At 47.9% G+C, this 19446-nt stretch carries 18 protein-coding genes and 1 tRNA gene; 10 read left to right on the plus strand and 9 right to left on the minus strand.

Annotation, left to right across the window (positions count from 1 at the left end; genetic code table 11):
* Nucleotides 1–517 precede the first annotated feature (517 nt).
* From R6242_RS17580 to R6242_RS17595, 4 genes are all read right to left on the minus strand, one after another.
* A complete protein-coding gene (locus R6242_RS17580; protein ID WP_293931153.1) occupies nucleotides 518–982 on the minus strand; it encodes a ProQ/FINO family protein in 465 nt (154 codons plus the stop codon).
* A gap of 265 nt (nucleotides 983–1247) precedes the next feature.
* Nucleotides 1248–1868 carry a 4'-phosphopantetheinyl transferase family protein gene (locus R6242_RS17585; RefSeq protein WP_318429296.1) on the minus strand — a complete coding sequence of 207 codons (621 nt, stop codon included), beginning with the start codon at nucleotides 1866–1868 and terminating at the stop codon, nucleotides 1248–1250.
* 88 nt (nucleotides 1869–1956) lie between these two features.
* Nucleotides 1957–3141 (minus strand): NnrS family protein, encoded by a 1185-nt coding sequence (locus R6242_RS17590; RefSeq protein WP_318429299.1) that lies wholly within the window; start codon nucleotides 3139–3141, stop codon nucleotides 1957–1959.
* The gene (locus R6242_RS17595; RefSeq protein ID WP_318429301.1) at nucleotides 3138–3665 is read right to left on the minus strand and encodes a hemerythrin domain-containing protein; all 528 of its coding nucleotides are present in this window, start codon (nucleotides 3663–3665) and stop codon (nucleotides 3138–3140) included. The genes R6242_RS17590 and R6242_RS17595 overlap by 4 nt, the downstream gene beginning before the upstream one ends.
* 214 nt (nucleotides 3666–3879) lie before the next feature.
* On the opposite strand from R6242_RS17595, the gene R6242_RS17600 reads away from it, so the two are divergent.
* Nucleotides 3880–5220 carry a M48 family metallopeptidase gene (locus R6242_RS17600; RefSeq protein ID WP_318429304.1) on the plus strand — a complete coding sequence of 447 codons (1341 nt, stop codon included), beginning with the start codon at nucleotides 3880–3882 and terminating at the stop codon, nucleotides 5218–5220.
* 60 nt (nucleotides 5221–5280) lie between these two features.
* Here the strand turns inward: R6242_RS17600 and parE are convergent, their stop codons facing one another.
* Together parE and R6242_RS17610 are read right to left on the minus strand one after the other, a co-directional pair.
* Nucleotides 5281–7257: a DNA topoisomerase IV subunit B gene (gene parE / locus R6242_RS17605; RefSeq protein ID WP_293931140.1), complete on the minus strand. Its 1977-nt coding sequence runs from the start codon at nucleotides 7255–7257 to the stop codon at nucleotides 5281–5283.
* 190 nt (nucleotides 7258–7447) lie between these two features.
* Nucleotides 7448–8944, minus strand: a complete 1497-nt coding sequence (locus R6242_RS17610) for a YifB family Mg chelatase-like AAA ATPase (protein WP_318429306.1) — start codon at nucleotides 8942–8944, stop codon at nucleotides 7448–7450.
* A 106-nt stretch (nucleotides 8945–9050) separates the two neighbouring features.
* Here R6242_RS17610 and R6242_RS17615 point away from each other — a divergent pair, with 106 nt between their 5' ends.
* Both R6242_RS17615 and R6242_RS17620 read left to right on the plus strand, forming a co-directional pair.
* Nucleotides 9051–10094 (plus strand): sensor histidine kinase, encoded by a 1044-nt coding sequence (locus tag R6242_RS17615; protein ID WP_318429309.1) that lies wholly within the window; start codon nucleotides 9051–9053, stop codon nucleotides 10092–10094.
* Nucleotides 10063–10830 carry a LytR/AlgR family response regulator transcription factor gene (locus R6242_RS17620; protein ID WP_293931132.1) on the plus strand — a complete coding sequence of 256 codons (768 nt, stop codon included), beginning with the start codon at nucleotides 10063–10065 and terminating at the stop codon, nucleotides 10828–10830. Before R6242_RS17615 ends, R6242_RS17620 begins: the two co-directional genes overlap by 32 nt.
* A gap of 18 nt (nucleotides 10831–10848) precedes the next feature.
* Here the strand turns inward: R6242_RS17620 and R6242_RS17625 are convergent, their stop codons facing one another.
* Nucleotides 10849–11523 (minus strand): TIGR01621 family pseudouridine synthase, encoded by a 675-nt coding sequence (locus R6242_RS17625; protein WP_318429313.1) that lies wholly within the window; start codon nucleotides 11521–11523, stop codon nucleotides 10849–10851.
* A gap of 71 nt (nucleotides 11524–11594) precedes the next feature.
* On the opposite strand from R6242_RS17625, the gene R6242_RS17630 reads away from it, so the two are divergent.
* The 3 genes from R6242_RS17630 to R6242_RS17640 all read left to right on the plus strand — a co-directional run bounded on the left by R6242_RS17630 (nucleotide 11595) and on the right by R6242_RS17640 (nucleotide 14331).
* Nucleotides 11595–13142, plus strand: a complete 1548-nt coding sequence (locus R6242_RS17630) for an EAL domain-containing protein (protein WP_318429316.1) — start codon at nucleotides 11595–11597, stop codon at nucleotides 13140–13142.
* Nucleotides 13139–13609, plus strand: coding sequence for a 23S rRNA (pseudouridine(1915)-N(3))-methyltransferase RlmH (gene rlmH, locus R6242_RS17635; protein ID WP_318429317.1), 471 nt, complete (start codon nucleotides 13139–13141; stop codon nucleotides 13607–13609). Before R6242_RS17630 ends, rlmH begins: the two co-directional genes overlap by 4 nt.
* Before the next feature lie 125 nt (nucleotides 13610–13734).
* Nucleotides 13735–14331 carry a Maf family protein gene (locus R6242_RS17640; protein WP_318429320.1) on the plus strand — a complete coding sequence of 199 codons (597 nt, stop codon included), beginning with the start codon at nucleotides 13735–13737 and terminating at the stop codon, nucleotides 14329–14331.
* Between the two features lie 195 nt (nucleotides 14332–14526).
* Here R6242_RS17640 and R6242_RS17645 read toward each other — a convergent pair.
* Nucleotides 14527–14602 (minus strand) — tRNA-Thr (locus R6242_RS17645).
* 174 nt (nucleotides 14603–14776) lie between these two features.
* Between R6242_RS17645 and R6242_RS17650 the strand changes: the two genes are divergently transcribed.
* From R6242_RS17650 to R6242_RS17665, 4 genes are all read left to right on the plus strand, one after another.
* The gene (locus R6242_RS17650) at nucleotides 14777–15199 is read left to right on the plus strand and encodes a pilin (RefSeq protein WP_318429323.1); all 423 of its coding nucleotides are present in this window, start codon (nucleotides 14777–14779) and stop codon (nucleotides 15197–15199) included.
* A gap of 332 nt (nucleotides 15200–15531) precedes the next feature.
* Entirely contained in the window at nucleotides 15532–15966 is a 435-nt protein-coding gene (locus R6242_RS17655) for a pilin (RefSeq protein ID WP_318429325.1), read from the plus strand.
* Nucleotides 15967–16210: 244 nt separating this feature from the next.
* Nucleotides 16211–16636 (plus strand): pilin, encoded by a 426-nt coding sequence (locus R6242_RS17660; RefSeq protein WP_318429328.1) that lies wholly within the window; start codon nucleotides 16211–16213, stop codon nucleotides 16634–16636.
* A gap of 433 nt (nucleotides 16637–17069) precedes the next feature.
* On the plus strand, nucleotides 17070–17600 hold the full coding sequence (locus R6242_RS17665; protein ID WP_318429330.1) for an REP-associated tyrosine transposase: 531 nt from the start codon (nucleotides 17070–17072) through the stop codon (nucleotides 17598–17600).
* A 235-nt stretch (nucleotides 17601–17835) separates the two neighbouring features.
* Here the strand turns inward: R6242_RS17665 and cysN are convergent, their stop codons facing one another.
* The gene (gene cysN / locus R6242_RS17670; protein ID WP_318429333.1) at nucleotides 17836–19272 is read right to left on the minus strand and encodes a sulfate adenylyltransferase subunit CysN; all 1437 of its coding nucleotides are present in this window, start codon (nucleotides 19270–19272) and stop codon (nucleotides 17836–17838) included.
* Between the last annotated feature and the right edge of the window lie 174 nt (nucleotides 19273–19446).

The raw sequence follows: 19446 nt of genomic DNA on the forward strand, positions 1-19446 counted from the left end.
GTTTCAATCGTCGAGCAGACCTGTGCGCTCTGATTCCTCGATTACTCAAAGCCGTGATGCAGGCTAAACCTTGTCCAAGAGGGGTATTTCAAGCCTTAATTGAGCAAGAGACATAATCAGGTAGCCATTTACTTGGGCAGTGGGAGTTTGCCGCTGAATACGTGGCGCAGGTGCAGTGGTTGGCACAGTTTGAATTAGCGGTTGCTACGGTGATTGTGGGCTATGTAGCGCTACGATATATGATGTTTTTTATGGCGAAGGATAGTGGTGCTGTGACTTATAAAGCAGCAATAATGTAGGGTGGGCAAGTGTTTATGCCTACGCATTCTGGACTCGCTGCGTGGGCTGGTGCTACAGCTTTTTTTGTAGGGCGGGTGAAACCCGCGGGCAATACTAAAAAGTATGCGGGTTTTATCCGCCCTAAGATGATTCGGTGCTTGCAAGTTAGATAGATTTGCTCTGGATAAGCAATAAAAAAGGCCGCAGCAGCGGCCTTTTTATATGGAGCTAAAGCGATTTACTCTGCTTTGCTCTCTGCGTCTGTAACTGCTGGTTCAGCAATGACTTCGCTCGTGATCATCGGATCAACAGCCACTTCTTCTGCTACGGTAGCGGTTTGTGGCTTTTTGCGATCTTCGATATTTTGTACGAATTTAGCTGCGGCTGTTTTTTCTTCAACAGTTACATCGCCTACTGGCTTGCCATTCAGATCAAAACGCTTGCCGCCACGGGCTACCGATTTAAGGTAGCGCACTTTGCGACAGTGAGCGGCAATGGCGCGGTGCACATGATTGGCACCAAACTGTGGCAGTGCTTTTTCTAGCTCTTTGTGAACACCGATCATTAAAGGCTTAAATTGCTTCATCACCGGATAGCGCTGATAAAGTAATTCAATAATCATAATTTGCTGCTGACGGGCAGATTTCTCGCCAATCGCAGATTGAAATGCTTGAGCTAAAGCTGAATTTTGATCGGTCATCATTAGAAAACTAGGGTTGGTATGAAGGGGTAGCTTACCTTAACTCTGCGTTTGCATATACCGTACTATCGCAAAGTGTCGCTTATCAGTCCTTTGCAAAACGGCTGCATATTTTGCATTCTCTAGCAAAAAACGGCTAAAAATCATTATTTTCGCTTAGTAAACCCATTATTTTGGCTATTTTTTGTCTTTTAAGGCCACTTTGTTCGGTTTTGGGCGCTAAGGGTAAAGAGTGCAATATTTGATGGAATGCATCGTTATTTGGCAATTACAGCGCCAGATTGTGGATTAAAACCAAAGAGCAGGCCGTGGCGGAGGCGATACTTACCCGCTGTTTAGGCTCTCTTACGCTGGCCCAGTGCCAATCTACCTTGATATTTTCATCAATAATTAAGCTGCTACCGCGTATGACTTGCTCGCGTAAATCTGCTTTAAACGCCGCTTCACGTAAAGTCCAAAGCAGGTAAAAACGTTCTTGAGATTCATCTGGCAAGGCATTTACCCAGTTTGCTTCGGCCTCGGCTAAGGCAAATTCAGCAAGTTTGGCGATATTTTTTTTATAGCGGCAGCTTTCTAGATCTAAGCCCACCCTTTCGGCGTTCACAGTTACGCCTAGATAATCCCCGCTATGCGAAATACTGCCGTGTAAATCAGGTGCTTTAAGCAAATAAGGGAAAAACTCGCCCTCCTCAATATCGCTCACGGCATAGCTGTCGCCCAATATGCGCTCTGCTGCTTTGGCCAACATCATCCGGCCCAAAATAAATTGCTGAGCGCGCAAGGGGGAATGGATGGTGGCGAGCTTAGCTTGGCTACTCGCCGATAGGGAGTTACTGGCGACGAGATCAACTGAGTGAATGAGGGTAAGCAGGACTTCGGCGTGCAGCATGCTAAAACTCGAGATGGTAGGCTGCTTATGATAAGCGCTTTGCTGGAAATTTATAGAGCGCTTTGCGCTGCGCCCTATCGTTAGCCGATTAACCTGCCTTGCCATCCGCCCTTGGCTTTAAATAGACTGGCATAAAGCGGCTGCCCCAGATAAGAAAAGCGGCTAAAGCACCTAAGGCTGCAGTGCAGAGCAGCGGTGTTTGCCATTGGCCAATAATATCGGCAAGGACACGGGCCAGAGTAACACCGTGGAGTAGGCAGTAGAGCGTCCAAGCCATGCGGCTAAGAAGTAGTGGCAGGCCGGCGTGGCCAAGGCTGACTCGGGTAGCAAAGCCCAGCAGCATGGTGCCAAAAAAGCCAATGGTCAGTGCATGTAGCGGAGCAAATCCTAAAATAGCCCAGCCGGCTAAGGCGGCAGCGTCTTGCACGGTGTAGAGCAGCATGGCGATGCCTGCCCAAGCAAACGCCAGATGCAGCATAGCTAATAAGCGGTTTTGCAGCGATGCAAATAGCCGCCAGCGCCAGCTGGTATAAAGCAGCAGGCCTGCAAACAGCGTATCCACACCAATACTATTATGCCCAGCCAGCTTAAACGCTGCATGGGCCCAAGCCAGCGCAAGCATGGCGTTAAGCAGCCAGCGCGGCCGCCAAGCGGTGTAATTAGCGAGCGCGTTGGCGGAGAAAAACGGCAGCATTCTATGGCTTACGGTTAAAAAAACCGGTAATAAGAATCCCCACAGGCCGATTTCTACCATGCTGAGCCAGCTATTGGTCGAGGAAAATGCCGCCCAAAACAGCGCAAATCCTTGCCCTAGCCAACCTAAGCCAAAGGCAAGGGCAATAGCGATGGCATGGCTGCGATCTGTGGCATGGCTGGCTAAGATTCGGCTAAACCATACCCAGCAGGCGGCTCCCCAGCTAAGGAAATGTAGCGCAATGCCTAAGATTAGCAATGAGGGCCATGCCAGCGCTGCAATCAGCAAGGCGCTGCCTAGGGCGTAGCCCAAGATAATTGGCACATACAGCGGTGCGCTTGGGCTGGCAACGTTTAGCCACTTTGGTCCTGCCGTATAAATAAAGCCCAACATAAACAGCGGAAAAAAACCATACAGCATCAGATAGCCGTGTAAAAAAATCGGCGCAATGCTGCTTGCCAGCGTGCTGCCCTTGGCTCTGAGTAGCATCTCGCTAGCCCACCAAGCAAGGCTGAGGATCAGTAAAAGCGTGCCGCTAAAAAAGCCGATGCGATGTGGGGCACTAAGGAAGGTTTTCATTTTTCAGTACCTTGCATACGTCGGTTTGCCATTTTCTGGCCCATGGTTGCCAAGGTGGCCGTATCGAGTAATTGTGCGGCATAGGGGTAGATGGCTGTTTCTTCTAGCTGGGCATGGGCTGAGTAGCGATTAGCAAAGTCCTCTGCTAAAGCCAGTGGTAATACCCCGCCCTTGCTAGCCGCTAGCGGTACTAAATAGCGTCGTACTTCTTGCCAGAGCAGGCCTAGCGTGGCGTGTTCGGCGCTGGTGGCCGCAATGATGGCTTGCAGCTCTGGTTGGCCGTGCTGGCTTAATAGTGGGAATAAATCGAGATCTTCGTCATCGTGGTGCAAGGGGGCTGCGATATCAAAATAACGCAGGATGCTTGCTGCTGCCTCTTGAGCTTTGGCATCTGCGCCGTTTTTAAGCAGGTGCAGAGCAAGCTTGTGTGTTAGAGCCGCGTACTGACGCACCCTGTCATGACAGGCGGTCAGCATGGCAATGGGTGTTTCAAATGTGACCGATTCGGATGAAAACAACATCATCTGTAGCTCCTAATAATTCCCGACTAATTTAGTCGGATTCTACTTGAGTAAAGCTGAAATTCTGTTGATCCACGGCAAATTATTAATAATTTACAATCTTACGTATGTTGGTAGAAATACTTATGTAGTTAATTGACAAGTACAAGATTCAAGTAAGTACATGCACGTTTACAAGCTATAATCACCGCCTTGTAAAAATACACATTGAGGCATTATGGAAGAGCAGGGCGCAGTACCGCTGCAGGGCAATGCAATCCAGCGAGCAAATATCAAGCCTTATGCGAATGAGCAGCGGCTGTTTATAATTATGGCGCTGATTTCTGGCTTGTGTTGGCTAGGGCTAACCATCGCTACTTTGGGAATTATCTGGATCATTATGCTGGTGCTGTATCTCATCGGCTTATTTGGTTTTTCATATTTTATTTCTTATGTGCGGGGTAATGGCGTACGCGTTACCGCAGAGCAATTCCCAGATTTACATGATCGCTTTGTAGCCTGCTGCCAGATTACCGGTGTAAGCAAGTTGCCAGAGTTTTATTTAATGACCGGCAATGGTGCTTTAAATGCCTTTGCAACACGTTTTTTACGCCGTTATTACGTGGTTTTATTAAGCGATATTGTGGATGCATTGCAGGATGATCCTGAAGCGCTTAACTTTTATATCGGCCATGAATTAGGTCATATTGCACAAAAGCATCTGGTTCATCACTGGTGGCTGGTGTTTGCAACGTGGATTCCTCTGCTAGGCACGGCTTATTCGCGGGCCAGAGAATACAGCTGTGATCAGTATGGCTTAGCTTGCAGCAGTAATAAGCAAAGCGCAGTACATGCGTTGGCAGTACTCGCTGCGGGGAGCACCCGTTGGAAAACACTGAATACCCAAGCCTATATCGCTCAGACTAAGGATACCGATGGCTTCTGGATGGCGGTTAATGAGCTGACTGCTGATTATCCATGGCTGTGCAAGCGCGTGGCGCGAATTGAAAAAGGCGAAGAAACCGTATTTCCACGGCGCAATATTTTTGCTTGGCTGATTTCTGCCACCATCCCCAATACCGGTTTTGGTCTGATCGGAGCGATGGTAGTTTATCTTTATCTGCTGCTGATTCTGGTACCGATCTCTATTTCTGCCTATAGCACATATCAAACTAAAGCACTGAATGCTAAAACCCGTGTTGAGTTAAGCCAAGCTTATGCTGCTGGCCATACTGCGGCAAATTTAGTTGGTCAGTTCTACGCAGAAAATGAATATGCTCCTGCTGATTTAGAAGCTTTGGGCTTTAAAAAACCAGCTAATGGCATTGTTAAAGATGTTGAACTGGATTCCGAATCCGTTGAAGTAACGGTGACATTGAATGCGCCGCATCAGGATAAGAAAATTATTCTGAGCCCATCGGCCAATGAGAATGGCCAGATTAGCTGGAGCTGCCTTGTTGCTGGCAAGGTTAACGCTGATGCGCTGCCAGATCATTGCGAACTTATTCCTGATGAAAATGATACAGAGCACACAGAAGATTCAACATTGTTAGGCAAGCTATTCCGCAAGCTTAAGTAAGCATAAAAAAGGGCCACTAGACATATTGTTTAGCGGCCCTTCTTTTATACTTAAAGCTATTTAAATATCTGCTTCAGCTTCATTACCACGCGCCTCTAGCCAAGCTTTGCGGCTGCTGGCCTCGGTCTTGCCCATCAGCATATGCATCAGCTCACGGGTATTGAGCGCTACATCGTCGTTAATGCCCACGCGCAGCATGCGGCGGGTATCAGGGTTCATGGTGGTGTCGAATAATTGCTCGGCATTCATTTCACCAAGCCCTTTAAAGCGGCTAATGCTCCATGCATTTTCACGCACTTTTTCGACGCGAAGCTTGTCTAAAATAGCCGTTAACTCGCCCTCATCTAGCGCATAAAATTTACGCGGTGGCTTGGCCTTGCCACTGCCAGCCACGTCTACACGGTATAACGGTGGCTGGGCCACATGAATATGCCCCGCTGCAATCAGCTGCGGAAAATGGCGATAAAACAGCGTGAGTAGCAGCACCTGAATATGGCTGCCATCTACGTCCGCATCCGACATGATGATGATTTTTCCGTAGCGCAGGCCAGATAAATCCGCCTTGCTATCCCCTAGCGTATGCGGATCAACCCCAATGGCAACCGCCATATCGTGTACTTCATTATTGGCAAAAATCTGGTCGCGATCGACTTCCCAAGTATTCAGCACCTTACCGCGCAGCGGCAGAATGGCTTGAAAATCCTTATCACGGCCTTGCTTGGCTGAGCCCCCCGCCGAATCACCCTCAACTAAAAATAACTCGCAGCGCTCGGTTTCATCCGATGCGCAATCGGTAAGCTTGCCGGGTAAAACCGCCACGCCAGAGGATTTTTTCTTTTCTACTTTTTGCGAGTTTTTTTGCCGCGCTTGCGCTGCACGGATGCACAGCTCAGCTAGTTTTTTAGCTAGATCAACGTGTTGATTTAGCCAAATTTCAAATGGTGAGCGCACCACGGTAGAAACCAGCTTTAAGCCATCACGGCTGGTTAGCTTATCTTTAGTTTGGCCTTGAAACTGTGGGTCTAGAATTTTGGCAGATAGCACAAACGAGCAGCGGCCAAATAAGTCTTCTGGCAGTACTTTTACGCCCTTAGGCAGCAGGCTGTGAAATTCAATAAAGGTTTTAACCGCCTGAAACACGCCATCACGTAAGCCTGACTCATGGGTGCCGCCGGAAGGCGTGGTGATCAGATTAACGTAAGATTCGCGGTTAACAGGGCCTTCATCGGTCCAAGTTAGCGCCCAAGCGCAACCTTCACCTAGCGAAAAGGTATCGTCAACCTGCTCGATATATTTCTCACCCTCAAAAATAGGGATGAGCTGGGTGTAACCCGCTACTTTTTCAGATAAATAACCGGTTAAGCCATCAGGGTAGCACCAGCTCTTATTGATCATTTCGCCATTGGCTTGCTCAATAGCTAGATTGACCACAAGGCCAGGCAAGAGCACGGCCTTGGATTTGAGCTGATGTTCTAAATCTGCTTGCGGAATCAGCGGCGAATCAAAGTATTTAGGATCAGGCTCAACATAAACGCTGGTTCCACTGTCTTTTTTAGCGCAGCTGCCTAGCACCACTAGCGGCTCAATCACATCGCCGCTACCAAATACTAAGCGGTGCAACTGACCATCGCGTTTGACTTCAACCTCTAAACGCGTGGATAGCGCATTGGTGACTGATACGCCAACGCCATGCAAGCCGCCAGAAAACGCATAAGCACCGCCGTCTTTTTTATCGAACTTACCGCCAGCGTGCAGCTGGGTAAACACCACCTGCACTGTTGGTACGCCTTCTTCTGGGTGTATTCCAACCGGAATGCCACGGCCATTGTCAGAAACGCGCACGCTTTGATTGCGATACAGCACCACATCAATTTTGGTGGCGTAGCCGCCCAAAGCCTCATCGGCCGCGTTGTCGATGACTTCTTGGCAGATGTGCAGTGGGTTATCGGTGCGAGTGTACATACCCGGGCGGTGCCGGACAGGATCAAGGCCCTTTAAGACCTTAACGGAGGATTCGTCGTATTTAGGAGTTGCCATGTTTCACGTGAAACCGATTACTAAAGTGCCTCGGAGTCTAGCAAGCTGAGACAAAATTAACTACCACAAGGCTAGATATAAAAAATCTAGGGTGGGCACAAGGCTTTATCGTGCCCACGCGGGCGATGGTTAAAAATCATGCAAATAAATACGTGGACACGGGGGCCCACCCTACATTACCTATCCTTCATCACCCGCCCAAGCCTCGCCGATATTGAATTGCTTCGGCAATATGGCTGGTGCTAATGCCGTCTTCTCCGGCTAGATCGGCAATGGTTCTGGCTACTTTCAACACGCGGTGGGTGGCGCGGGCGGAGAGCGATAGTTTTTGGATCGCGGTTTGCAGTAGGCCTCGGGCCTCGTTGTTTAAGGGGCAATGTTGTTCTAGTAATTTGCCGCTAAGCCGCGCATTGGGCGTTTGTTGCCGCGCTTCTTGTTTGAGGTGAGCCGCTGCCACACGTTGCCTTACTACGCTGGATAATTCCCCTGTGGCCGCGGCCAGCAGCGTACTTTCTGGTAATAATGGCACTTCGATCACTAGGTCAATTCTATCCATAAAGGGGCCGGATAATTTGCTTCGGTAGCGGGCAACTTGATCGGGCGTGCAGCGGCAGGCTTTCTTTGGGTGGCCCAAAAAGCCGCATGGGCAGGGATTCATGGCGGCGATCAATTGGAAATCGGCAGGGAAGATGGTTGAATGCGCGGCACGAGCAATATGAATTTTTTGGCTTTCTAGTGGCTCGCGTAAAACCTCTAACACCTTACGATCAAACTCGGGTAATTCATCTAAAAATAATACGCCGTGATGGGCTAAGGAGATTTCGCCTGGCTGCGGCACACTTCCTCCGCCCACTAAAGCCACCGCAGATGCGGTGTGATGGGGCGCTCGGTAAGCGCGAACTCCAAAGCGGCTGGCATCTAGACGCTCTCTACCTAGTGATTGAATTCTGGCGGCTTCTAGCGCTTCCAGCTCATTCATCTTGGGAAGCAAGCTAGGCAAACGCTGCGCCAGCATGGATTTTCCTGTGCCGGGAGGGCCAATTAAGAGCAGGCTGTGCCTACCTGCTGCGGCAATTTCTAGTGCGCGTTTGGCCTGTTGCTGCCCTTTTACCTCGCTTAAATCGAGCATGGCTGGTGGCGCTTCTATCGCCAGTGGCTGGGCGATAGGCAGTGGATCACTGCCTAGTAAATGACGGCAAACTTGCATCAGATGAGTCGCCGAAAGCACGCTGGCGCTGCTGAGTAAGGCGGCTTCTGCGGCGCTGGCGGCGGGTAAAATAAGCGTTCTATTTGCCGCTTGGGCAGCCCAAGCCATACCTAGCGCACCACGAATAGAGCGTAGTTCACCCGATAGCCCTAACTCGCCAGCGAATTCAAAATGATTAAGCTGCTCTAAAGGAAGCTGACCACTTGCTGCCAAAATGCCTATGGCAATGGGTAAGTCAAAGAGGCCTGATGATTTAGGTAAATCGGCAGGGGCCAGATTGACTGTGATACGTTGGTTGGGAAATTCAAAACCGCACACGGCGAGGGCCGCCCGAACCCGTTCACGGCTTTCTTTGACTTCTAAATCGGGTAAGCCTACCAAGTTAAAAGCCGGTAAACCGTTTGCCAAGTGGATTTCTACCAGCACGGCACTCGCTTCAATACCAATCATGGCGCGGCTATGGATAATGGCGAGTGACATTCAGCAAGCCCGTAATAAGATCCTTATAGTGTAGGCTCTGTTTTCAGATGTTTCTGAGACAGATCATCGGCGTTTACACCGCAGATGTATCCCATGGATGAACCGTATGCTGCTAGAGCAATTAAGCGAAGAGCCCGTCCCTTTGCCAGATTTTCGTAATTTTGGCGTTATTTTGCGTATTTTAGTCGTGGTGCATTTGGGGATGTTGGCTTACGTATTATTGGGTCTATCACGTTGGGAAGAGTGGCCATTAAGGCTGGGTGAGGCGGCAATGTGGGTGGAGCTGCCGCTATTAGGTACTTTATTAGGCTTGGCCTTAGCGGCGCCTTACTTAAAGCCGCTTTCTTTCCGGACTGGCATTGTCTTGGTTAATTTGCTGGCGATGTTGCTGGTGTACGGGCAAAGAAAAGTACTTACTTCTTTGCTGCTACCTCAGACTGGCTTGCTTCCTGCGCTGCTGTTTACCATGATGTTGGTAGTGTCTTTAATGCTTTACATGCGTTTGCGCTGGAAATCTTTGTCACCAAGGCTCACTGAAGCAAGATTGGCGGCGCTGCAAGCAAGGATCCGGCCACATTTCTTTTTTAATAGCTTAAATGCGGTGTTGTCATTGATTCGTCGTGAGCCACGGCGGGCAGAGCAAGTGCTAGAAGACTTGGCTGATTTATTCAGAGTGGTGATGGTGGATAAGCAGCAGCTGGCTAGTTTGAAGTGTGAACTTGAAATTGCTCGGCGTTATTTAAATATTGAAGCCGTGCGCTTAGGCGATAGGTTGAAGGTGGAATGGGATATCAGCGATGCGCCCTTGATGGCCGCCCTGCCCCCTTTGCTATTGCAGCCCTTGTTAGAAAATGCAATTTATTACGGCGTAGAACCTATATTGGAACCAAGCCCAGTTCAGGTTCGAATTTATCAGAAAGATACGCAAGTGCATCTAGTCATTAAAAATGCGTTACCACCCGTAGGTACGGTAAGCCAGCATCGAGGCAATGGCATGGCGCTAGACAATATCCGCCAGCGCTTATTGCTTCACTTTGATGCTGAAGCCAATTTAAGCACTTACGCGAATAACGACTATTATCAAATACATATTGTCTTGCCTTACCGGGAGATTCCCCATGGGAACACCATTGCGCCTTTTCCTTGTTGATGACGAAATCCCTGCCTTGCGCAGGTTACAAGATGTGTTGGCTGATGTGGCTGATGAATGCCCGCACGATGTTGTAGGCACCGCTACTAGTGGCATGGCAGCCCTTGCCGCGCTGGCAGAAGCCGATGCAGATGCGGTGATTGTGGATATTCAAATGCCACAAATGAGTGGTATTGAGCTGGCCAGAGAGCTAAGCCATTTCTCGCACCCTCCTGCGGTTATTTTTGCTACCGCATTTGAAGAGTACGGCGTTGCCGCCTTTGAAGTGCGTGCCGTGGATTACTTATTAAAGCCTATCCGTAAGGAACGGCTACTTTCTGCTTTGAAGCGGGTACAGGATATGCGTTCTGCTCGAGTTCAAGCCGAGCCTGCTAGCCATGCTCGCAGCCATTTCAGCGTTACAGAACGGGGCCGAGTGCATTTAATCCCTGTTTCTGATGCTTATTATCTTAAAGCTGAGCAAAAATACATCACGCTGCGCACAAGGGATCGTGAGTATTTGCTGGAAGATTCTCTGACCCGATTAGAAGAAGAGTTTGGCAATCACTTTGTACGCATACACCGTAATTGCTTGGTGGCGCGCGATATGATGTCTGGCTTTGAAAAATCCGCCATAGGCGGCAGCGAAGCACACTGGCAAGTGATTTTACGCGATTTACCAGAGCGCTTGGCAGTGAGCCGTAGGCAGCAGCACGTGATTAAAGAACTTAAAAAATTAGAAAGCGAAGGCCGTTAAAAGCACCGTTTGCTAGAGTCACTTGCTTGGCCAAGGTAAATCCCAAGGCGAGTCGATGGTGGCGAGTTGCGCTTCTAGCCCTTGAAAGGCAGATCCTGATTCTGGAGCCAGTAAAATTCGCTGCTGTTCTCCTTGATAATCAAAATCTAAAGCCCAAGCGTGTAAATAGCCACGATCTGCTGGTGTGCCGCCATAGCGCTCATCGCCCAAAATAGGGCTGCCCAAGCTTTTCAGGGCAACGCGTAATTGATGAGTGCGACCACTGAGTGGTCTAAGTACAAACAATCGTTGGCCCGTTTGCATATCTCCATAACTAAAAAATTGTGTGGCCGCTTTTAACTCACCATCACGACTTAAGCGCCAAGAGCCTCCCCTGCCTTTTTCCATTGCACCCTTGACCCAACCTTGTTTTTTGGATGGTTTTTTGTCAGAGATGGCTAGGTAATATTTATGAATACGATGCTCGGCAAAGGCGGTTCCAAAGTAGCGAGCGGCTGCAGCACTTTTGGCAAAAAGCAGTAAACCAGAGGTGAGTTTATCGAGCCGATGCACGGGCCAAAGTGGCATTCCGCCTAGTGTTTGGCGTAATACCTCAACAAAGCCCAACTCATCCTCTTCTTTGTGAAAAGATAAGCCAGCTGGCTTAATCGCCACTAAAAAGTCTGGGTGATCGTAAACAACAAAGTTACTCATATATAAGCATAATCTAATTTAGTGTAAGGTTGTTGAGATAGCAAATTAATATAGGGCGTAAGCATAAATATATGCTCAAAAAAAAACTATTTTGGCAGGCTATTCTAATCTCTATCCTAGCCTGCATAACGGTGACGTTGTTTGCTGCGTGGCTGGCTAGGGAGCAGGCAAAAGAAGAGTTGCAGACTTATCTTACCGATGTGGTTGAGCAAGCCATGTTGCGTAGTAGTCGTGCATTTACGGTGAGTGGCGATATTTTGGCTAAATTAGATCGCTTAGATCTAAAGGACTGTAGTGACGCCCATCAACGGCAGCTCCGTGATTTTACCTTTAAAGAGCTGTTTATACGTGATGTATTGTATGCGCCCAATCAACAGGTACAGTGCTCGCAGTCTAGCCACATCGTTTATTCTTTACCGCCACGCGATCAGCAAACTGTATTGGGGCGCTCGCTTTGGTTTGCATTTAAAGGGGATTTACCTCGGCCCTCTGTTTTATATGGCTCCGGCCCGCATTATGTGGTGATGGATTCACAATATTTAGTAGATATTTTGCCAGTTAAAAAACGCGAGCTTTATATCGAAGCCGTGCTGAATCATCGAGTGTTGGCGAAAACGAAGGGTGTGAAAGCATACGATCAATCATGGTTGCAGCAATCTAGGGTTAGCCCAACTAATCCTAATTATAAAATGACCGCCTACTTGCCCCCCAAAGAGCTGCAGCGTGCTTGGTTAGCTTCCTTTAAAGATTTGCTACCGCTCGGTTTTATTATTTGCGTGCTACTCATCGGCATTATTGCTTGGCTTACTCGCCGTAGCTTTACCCTTGGCGTGGAAATTATCGAAGGCCTGCAATTGGGTGAGTTTGTGGTGCATTACCAACCTATGGTTGCACTGGCTAATGGAAAAGTGTGTTGTGCTGAGGCGCTATTACGTTGGCAGCGGCAAAATGGCTCAAAAATTAGCCCGGATATTTTTATTGCCTATGCCGAAGAAAATGGCCAAATCAGCCTACTGACGCAGTTTGTGCTAGAAAAAGTGATTACGGACTTAAGCAAGCTGAGTAATCTGGATATATCGGTTTCGGTTAATTTAGCAGGAGCGGATTTAGCCTCGCCTCTATTTGTAGAAAACTTGGCTGCGCTCTGTAAAAAACATCATATTGCACCTAACCGTATCGAGCTAGAAATTACCGAGCGTAGCTTAGTGCTAGGCCCAAGCGCGATTGACACCATAAGCCGCTTGCGGGGTGCTGGGCACCTTATTTTGATTGATGATTTTGGTACGGGTTATTCAAGCCTGAGCTATTTGCATAATCTGCCGGTTGATCTACTAAAAATCGACAAGAGTTTTGTACAAGCGCTAGGTAGTGGTGCTGCTACGCACCATGTGGCCTCGCATATTGTGCAAATGGCGACGGCCCTTGGCTTAAGTGTGGTGGCAGAAGGAATCGAAACGAGCGATCAGGCCGAGATACTTAAAGAAATGGGGGTTGAGTGGGGCCAAGGCTGGCTTTATGCCAAAGCCATGCCTTTCGATGACTTGTGTAAATTCTTGCAAGCACCTACCCCTACTCCCCTTAAACCGCTAAGCTCCAGCCCTTTGCCAGACGCTGTATGAAACTTACCCTCATTGCTGTTGGGCATAAAATGCCAGACTGGATAGACGCCGGTTATAAAGAATTTGCCAAACGGATGCCGCGCGATTTTCCGCTGCAGCTATTAGAGCTAAAGCCCGATAAGCGTGGCAGCGGCAAAACAGCGCAGCAGGTTATGGTGGACGAGGCAGAGCGCATCCTAGCCGCTATTCCTCAAGACGCCCGCGTGCTGGCTCTGGACGAGCACGGTGCCAATTGGACCACCATGCAGCTGGCAGACAAAATGAAGACTTGGCAGATTGATGGCCGTGAAACGGTGTTTATCATCGGCGGCACCGATGGCCTAGATCCAAGCGTTAAAAAGCGTGCCGATCAACTATTACAACTCTCCGCCATGACCTTGCCCCACGGCATGGTGCGGGTGATTTTGGCCGAGCAGCTGTATCGCGCCGTATCCATTATCAATAATCATCCTTATCACCGCGAGTGATGGCATCGTTATCTTGCTTGAAAATGTAGGGCGGGTGAAACCCGCGGACTTTTTAATGCGATCCATCATTCCATTGCCATATTATTCACAGCGCGGGTTTCACCCGCCCTACACGTCAGATACCTATGCCCACAACCCAACTCTACCTTGCCTCTGGCAGCCCACGCCGCAAAGAATTACTAGCGCAGATTGGCGTGCAATTTACGCGCATCTCCGCCCCTATCGACGAAACGCCGCTACTGAATGAAAGTGCCAAGGATTATGTGCTACGGCTAGCCAAGCTAAAAGCCGAGGCAGGCTGGCAAGCCATGCTGGAGCAAGGCTTAGCTGCCCTCCCCGTTTTAGCCGCAGACACTACCGTGGTGCTGGATGGGCAAATTTTAGGCAAGCCGATCGATGCCTTGGATGCCATCGCCATGCTAGAGCAGCTATCTGGTCGCAGCCACGAAGTGTTTACTAGTTTGGGTTTACGCACCGATACCGGCACAGAAGTCGTGCTATCGGTTAGCACCGTCACCTTTATGCCACTTAGCCCCGCCCAAATCGCCGCCTATGTTGCCAGTGGCGAGCCTATGGATAAAGCAGGCAGCTACGGCATTCAAGGCACGGCAGGCATGTTTATTTCAGACCTGCAAGGCAGCTTTAGCGGCGTCATGGGCCTGCCCTTGCACGATACAGCTGCCCTACTTGCCCGTCATGGCTTAGGCTTTTTAGCTGCTTAACCTTATAAAACGTTAATTTTTAGCTAAAAACTAGGCTAACTCTAAGCTTGTTCACATTGTGCTTACAGTATGACATTTAGAATAAATGGTCTACCTGATGTCAAAAATGGGCGCTACCTGACCATTTTTGTCACATTGCTGCTAGCCATCGCAATAAAAAAGCCCCAATGGGGCTTTTTTTATATTTAAATCAGCTGGTGCCGTTGGGGTGAATCGAACACCCGACCTACTGATTACGGGTCAGTTGCTCTACCAACTGAGCTACAACGGCATCATCAATCAAGTATATGGCAGCTTCAGTTAAAAATCTGCCGTTAATCAGCTTTGCAGTAAAAGTGGCATAGCTGGGCACCTATATTGCTATGTCATATTCAAGCGAAGCAAAGACCTCGCTAAATAATGCTCAGGGAAAAAGGCTTTTTAATTAAAGACTTAGGAGCAAGAGATGAAAAACATACAAAAGGGTTTTACCCTGATCGAACTGATGATTGTGGTCGCCATTATCGGTATTTTGGCCGCAGTTGCGATTCCGTCTTATCAGGATTACACCAAGAAAGCGAAGTTCCAAGATATTGTTTCTGCAGCAGAATCTGTTCGTACTTCAATTAGTTTGTGTTTAAGTGAAAATGGCGGCGATGCAACTCTATGTGATACAGCAACTAAAGTAGGTTTAACCGCAATTACCAATTCAAAAGAAGCGGCCACTGCTTTGGCAATTACAGCGGTTACTGCAGCGATTACTGCAACAGGGAACGCTGGTTCGGGAGGGTATACATATATTAATACACCTACTGTACCAGCAGGTGGAACGCAAATTGTTTGGACTCAAACAGGAACTTGTTTAGCAGCAAAGGCGTGTAAAAACTAAATTATTTAAAAATCAATGGCTTAATACGAAAAGACCACATTAAATATATGTGGTCTTTTTTATTGCAGGATCAATATATCCTTGAAAATTATCTTAAATTCTTTAAAAAATGGCCGATTTACCTAGCTTACCTAAGAGAACTCTTGGGCATTTTTACTTGCAGGCTTATCGCTGTTTTCACTCGCTAACAATGCATTAGATATACAATATATAATAAACTTCTAATTTTTATTGAACCATTGGCACGGCTATTGCTTATACCTTGCCACACACAAAAATCATAAGTAAAGCACAGCAGGGGCAGTGTTTCTTAATGATTCAGGGATAAAATTATGAAAAGCATGCAAAAAGGTTTTACATTGATTGAATTGATGATCGTTGTAGCGATTATCGGTATTTTGGCTGCTGTAGCGATTCCTTCGTATCAAAATTACGTTGCAAAATCTTTTGCTGCTGCGTCGTTGGCAGAAATTGATGCTTTCAGAACTCCATATGACAGCAAGCTTTCTGATGGTGAAACGCCTATATTTGGTGCAGATCCAGCTGCTGTTGGTTATGTTGGTAAGATAACTACGGCGCATTGCACATTAAGTACAGTTACTAAAGATGGCGGTATCCTTTGCACAATGCTTAACCAGCCTAAAGTTCTTGCTGGTAAGGTATTGCAAATGACTCGTTCAGCTTCTGGCGAGTGGGAATGTCAGACTACAGCAGTATGGGCAGATGAGGCTTTGAAAGCGTTGCCTAAGGGTTGCAAAAATAGCTAATTAGGATTTATATCATATAAATTAAATGGCCTACCAAGCAGTAGGCCATTTTTTATCTTTAGTATAAAACTTCCTCAAAATATTATCCTTTCATTGTCTCTATCGTTCCGTGCTCCTTATGCTATAGGGCCATTGAGATCAGGCTTTTTATTTTGAATAAAATAAAACCAAAAAATATGATCCAGTGCTATTTGTGAGTGCTGAAATTTTCCTCTACTTTTAGAGATAGTTGTTGGAGCGCAATATGAAAAACGTACAAAAAGGTTTTTCTCTAATTGAATTGATGATTATTGTGGCAATTATCGGCATATTGGCTGCAGTAGCGATTCCTTCGTATGCAAATTACCAAGCTAAAGCAAAGATAGCTGCAGGCCTGGCTGAAATTACACCGGGAAAAACAGTGGTAGAGGTAAAGTTGAATAACGGTGAGAGCATTGCAAATGCAGCAGCTATTGGCTTAGCAGCGACTACCCATAATTGCACAATCACTGCAGAAGTTGCGAATACAGGTATTGTATTTATTTCATGCTTAATGGCTAATGCGCCAGGGAAAATTTCTGCGGCAAAGATTACATGGACACGTGCTGTTGGTGGTGAGTGGACTTGTGCGACGACAGGCATTGTGGCGGGTTTCGAGGATTTAGCACCTAAAACGTGTAAACAGGCATAGGCATTTAATAGGTTGTGGTGCATTGTGCCGAAAATAAACACGCTTAATTTGAAACGTGGCCTGTCCTTTTTATTTGCTTGGTCGTCCTGCTCTACCACACATGGCTCTTCGCCCCTGCGCAGCTTCTATTTCCTCTGCGAAATAGACATGGTCTGTCCCTGTAGACTTTGTTTTAGTGGGGCCGCGCCTTTGGGAAGGCCGTAAGGCGCAAGGTTTCGTAGGGTGTCAATAAGCGAAGCGCATTGCACCATATGCTGCTGATTGATACTGCAAAAGCCCCGTATCTAATATGGATATGGGGTTTTGTTTTTTGTGGGATTTGTGCGCACGGTGCAATGCGCTATCGCTTATTGACACCCTACCAAGGCGGCAGCTAGTAAATGAGCCATGTGATTAGGCGTATGTTGGGTTAATTCTGTACTAGATTAATAAGATGCCTAATTATCGACGCGCTTGGCATCTAGGCGGCACTTATTTTTTTACGTTGAATTTGCTGCAAAGAGCAAATAATGATTTATTGGTACGCCATATTGATTTGTTGCGTAATGCGGTGCGGCATGTGCGTTTATCTCATCCTTTTGTGATTCATGCTTGGGTGGTGTTGCCTGAGCATTTGCACTGTATTATTGAGCTGCCCGCTAATGATTTTAATTTTGATGTGCGCTGGCGTTTAATTAAAATCATTTTTTCAAAATCTTTGCCAAAAACGGAATGGCGTTCAGAGTCGCGTATTCAGCGTGGTGAACGTGGAATTTGGCAACGTCGTTATTGGGAACATTTAATTCGGGATGAGCGAGATTTTATGGCGCATATGGATTATGTGCACATCAATCCGCTCAAGCATGGTTTAGTGAATAAGGTGTTGGATTGGCCTTATTCAACATTTCATTTATTGGTAAAGCAAGGTGTTTATCCTGCAAATTGGGCAGGAGGGGGTGAAGAGCAAATTAGCTATAAAGCGTAGTTTGTTTTTCTGTTTTGATGGCACAAGGTGCAATGCGCCCTCGCTGGGCGACGTAAACGTTGCATACAGAGCTTATTCGCACCCTACAATTGGTGTAAACGTCATACGCAGAGTTTTATTAACATCCTACAAAGGCAATGCGTATGGTTTCGTAGGGTGTCAATAAGCGATAGCGCATTGCACTGTTGATTGATGCCACAACAAGCCCCTGGCTAAGTACCCTCTTTAGCAATCCTCACCCCTTAAAAATCTCCCTCACATCCCTTGCGCCCCATTCTGGGAAGTGTTTGCGCACTAGTGTATTTAAATCCACTTCAAAAGCGCGCCATTTAGCGAGTTCATCTTGCTCGTCGCTGGCGGAGTGGGCGGCGGCTTGTTCGATCATGCCTGCGCCGGCGGTGGCGTTGCTGAGGCGGTCGATGATGATGAAGCTGCCGGTGCCTTTGCAATCGTGGTAGCTATCAAACACCACTGGGGCGTTGAGGATGATGCGGCAGAGGCCGATTTCGTTGAGTTTTAACTCGGCGGCTGCTACGTGCTCCATGCTGTTAACGTCTACACGGTGGGCGATTTGATTAATGCGGCCAAAGACGTTTTTGCCAGCCAGTTTAAAGCCATATTCTTTGCCAACGGTGAGCGGTGCTTCGTTCATCCATACGATGTGCGCGTCAAAAGACTGGCCGATTTGCGGGGGAGTTTCGCTGGTTTTAACCAGCATATCGCCACGGCTGATGTCGATTTCTCTATCCAATGTCAGCGTAATGGCCTGGCCTGCAAAGGCGGTGTCTAATTCGCCTTCATAAGTCACAATTGCTTTCACTTTGGCGCTTTTGCCTGAAGGCAGGGCGATGATTTCGTCGCCAGGGAAGACTCGGCCCGCAGCAATGCTGCCGCAAAACCCACGAAAGTCTAGGTTAGGGCGGTTGACGTATTGCACCGGTAGGCGGAAAGCTTCTAGACGGCTATCGCGGTTGATTTGTACTGCTTCTAAATGCTGCATAAAGGTAAGGCCGCTGTACCAAGATGATTGCTCGCTTGGTGTCACCACATTATCGCCGCGCAGGGCGGAGATCGGCACAAACTGAATGTCAGCAATATTTAAGGATTTAGCCAGCTCTAGGTATTGTGCGCGAATTTCATTAAAGCGCGCTTCGCTGAATTCAACTAAATCCATTTTATTGATGGCGATAATCACGTGCTTAATGCCTAGCAGGCTCACGATATAGCTGTGGCGGCGGGTTTGCGTTTGCACGCCGTAACGCGCGTCGATCAGAATCACGGCCAGATCACAGGTAGATGCGCCGGTGGCCATATTGCGGGTGTATTGCTCGTGGCCTGGGCAATCGGCAATGATGAATTTGCGTTTTTCGGTGCTGAAGTAGCGGTAGGCCACGTCGATAGTAATGCCTTGCTCACGCTCGGCTTGCAGGCCATCCACCAGCAGGGCCAGATCGATTTCCTGATCGGTGGTGTTAAACTTTTTGCTGTCTTTTTGGATGGCGGCGAGCTGGTCTTCAAAAATCAGTTTTGAATCGTGCAGCAGCCGGCCAATCAAGGTGGATTTACCGTCGTCCACATTGCCACAGGTGATAAAACGCAGCAGGTCTTTGTTCTCGTGCTGCTTTAAATAGGCTTCGATATCGCTGGCGATCAGATCAGATTGGTGTGACATGTTTTATCTCTTTAAACCTAAATCTTGAAACACAGAGGACACAGAGGGCGCGGAGTTTCACGGAGAAAAACTGAGCTAACGTGTGCTATAGGTTTCGGTTTATAAGGCGTACGGTTGTTTAAATCTAAGTCCCGTTTGAACAGAAGAGAGTGAGGGGGGCAGGGTTTTCTCCGT

Source organism: Iodobacter sp. CM08 (assembly GCF_033446605.1).
GTDB lineage: Bacteria > Pseudomonadota > Gammaproteobacteria > Burkholderiales > Chitinibacteraceae > Iodobacter.

Coding starts and splice junctions, on each gene's coding strand:
- R6242_RS17625 (WP_318429313.1), bottom strand. CDS start 11,523: ATGAGTAACTTTGTTGTTTACGATCACCCAGACTTTTTAGTGGCGATT.
- R6242_RS17630 (WP_318429316.1), top strand. CDS start 11,595: ATGCTCAAAAAAAAACTATTTTGGCAGGCTATTCTAATCTCTATCCTA.
- R6242_RS17640 (WP_318429320.1), top strand. CDS start 13,735: ATGCCCACAACCCAACTCTACCTTGCCTCTGGCAGCCCACGCCGCAAA.
- R6242_RS17590 (WP_318429299.1), bottom strand. CDS start 3,141: ATGAAAACCTTCCTTAGTGCCCCACATCGCATCGGCTTTTTTAGCGGC.
- R6242_RS17615 (WP_318429309.1), top strand. CDS start 9,051: ATGCTGCTAGAGCAATTAAGCGAAGAGCCCGTCCCTTTGCCAGATTTT.
- R6242_RS17650 (WP_318429323.1), top strand. CDS start 14,777: ATGAAAAACATACAAAAGGGTTTTACCCTGATCGAACTGATGATTGTG.
- R6242_RS17665 (WP_318429330.1), top strand. CDS start 17,070: ATGCCTAATTATCGACGCGCTTGGCATCTAGGCGGCACTTATTTTTTT.
- R6242_RS17655 (WP_318429325.1), top strand. CDS start 15,532: ATGAAAAGCATGCAAAAAGGTTTTACATTGATTGAATTGATGATCGTT.
- R6242_RS17600 (WP_318429304.1), top strand. CDS start 3,880: ATGGAAGAGCAGGGCGCAGTACCGCTGCAGGGCAATGCAATCCAGCGA.
- R6242_RS17620 (WP_293931132.1), top strand. CDS start 10,063: ATGGGAACACCATTGCGCCTTTTCCTTGTTGATGACGAAATCCCTGCC.
- R6242_RS17610 (WP_318429306.1), bottom strand. CDS start 8,944: ATGTCACTCGCCATTATCCATAGCCGCGCCATGATTGGTATTGAAGCG.
- parE (WP_293931140.1), bottom strand. CDS start 7,257: ATGGCAACTCCTAAATACGACGAATCCTCCGTTAAGGTCTTAAAGGGC.
- R6242_RS17595 (WP_318429301.1), bottom strand. CDS start 3,665: ATGATGTTGTTTTCATCCGAATCGGTCACATTTGAAACACCCATTGCC.
- R6242_RS17660 (WP_318429328.1), top strand. CDS start 16,211: ATGAAAAACGTACAAAAAGGTTTTTCTCTAATTGAATTGATGATTATT.
- cysN (WP_318429333.1), bottom strand. CDS start 19,272: ATGTCACACCAATCTGATCTGATCGCCAGCGATATCGAAGCCTATTTA.
- rlmH (WP_318429317.1), top strand. CDS start 13,139: ATGAAACTTACCCTCATTGCTGTTGGGCATAAAATGCCAGACTGGATA.
- R6242_RS17580 (WP_293931153.1), bottom strand. CDS start 982: ATGATGACCGATCAAAATTCAGCTTTAGCTCAAGCATTTCAATCTGCG.
- R6242_RS17585 (WP_318429296.1), bottom strand. CDS start 1,868: ATGCTGCACGCCGAAGTCCTGCTTACCCTCATTCACTCAGTTGATCTC.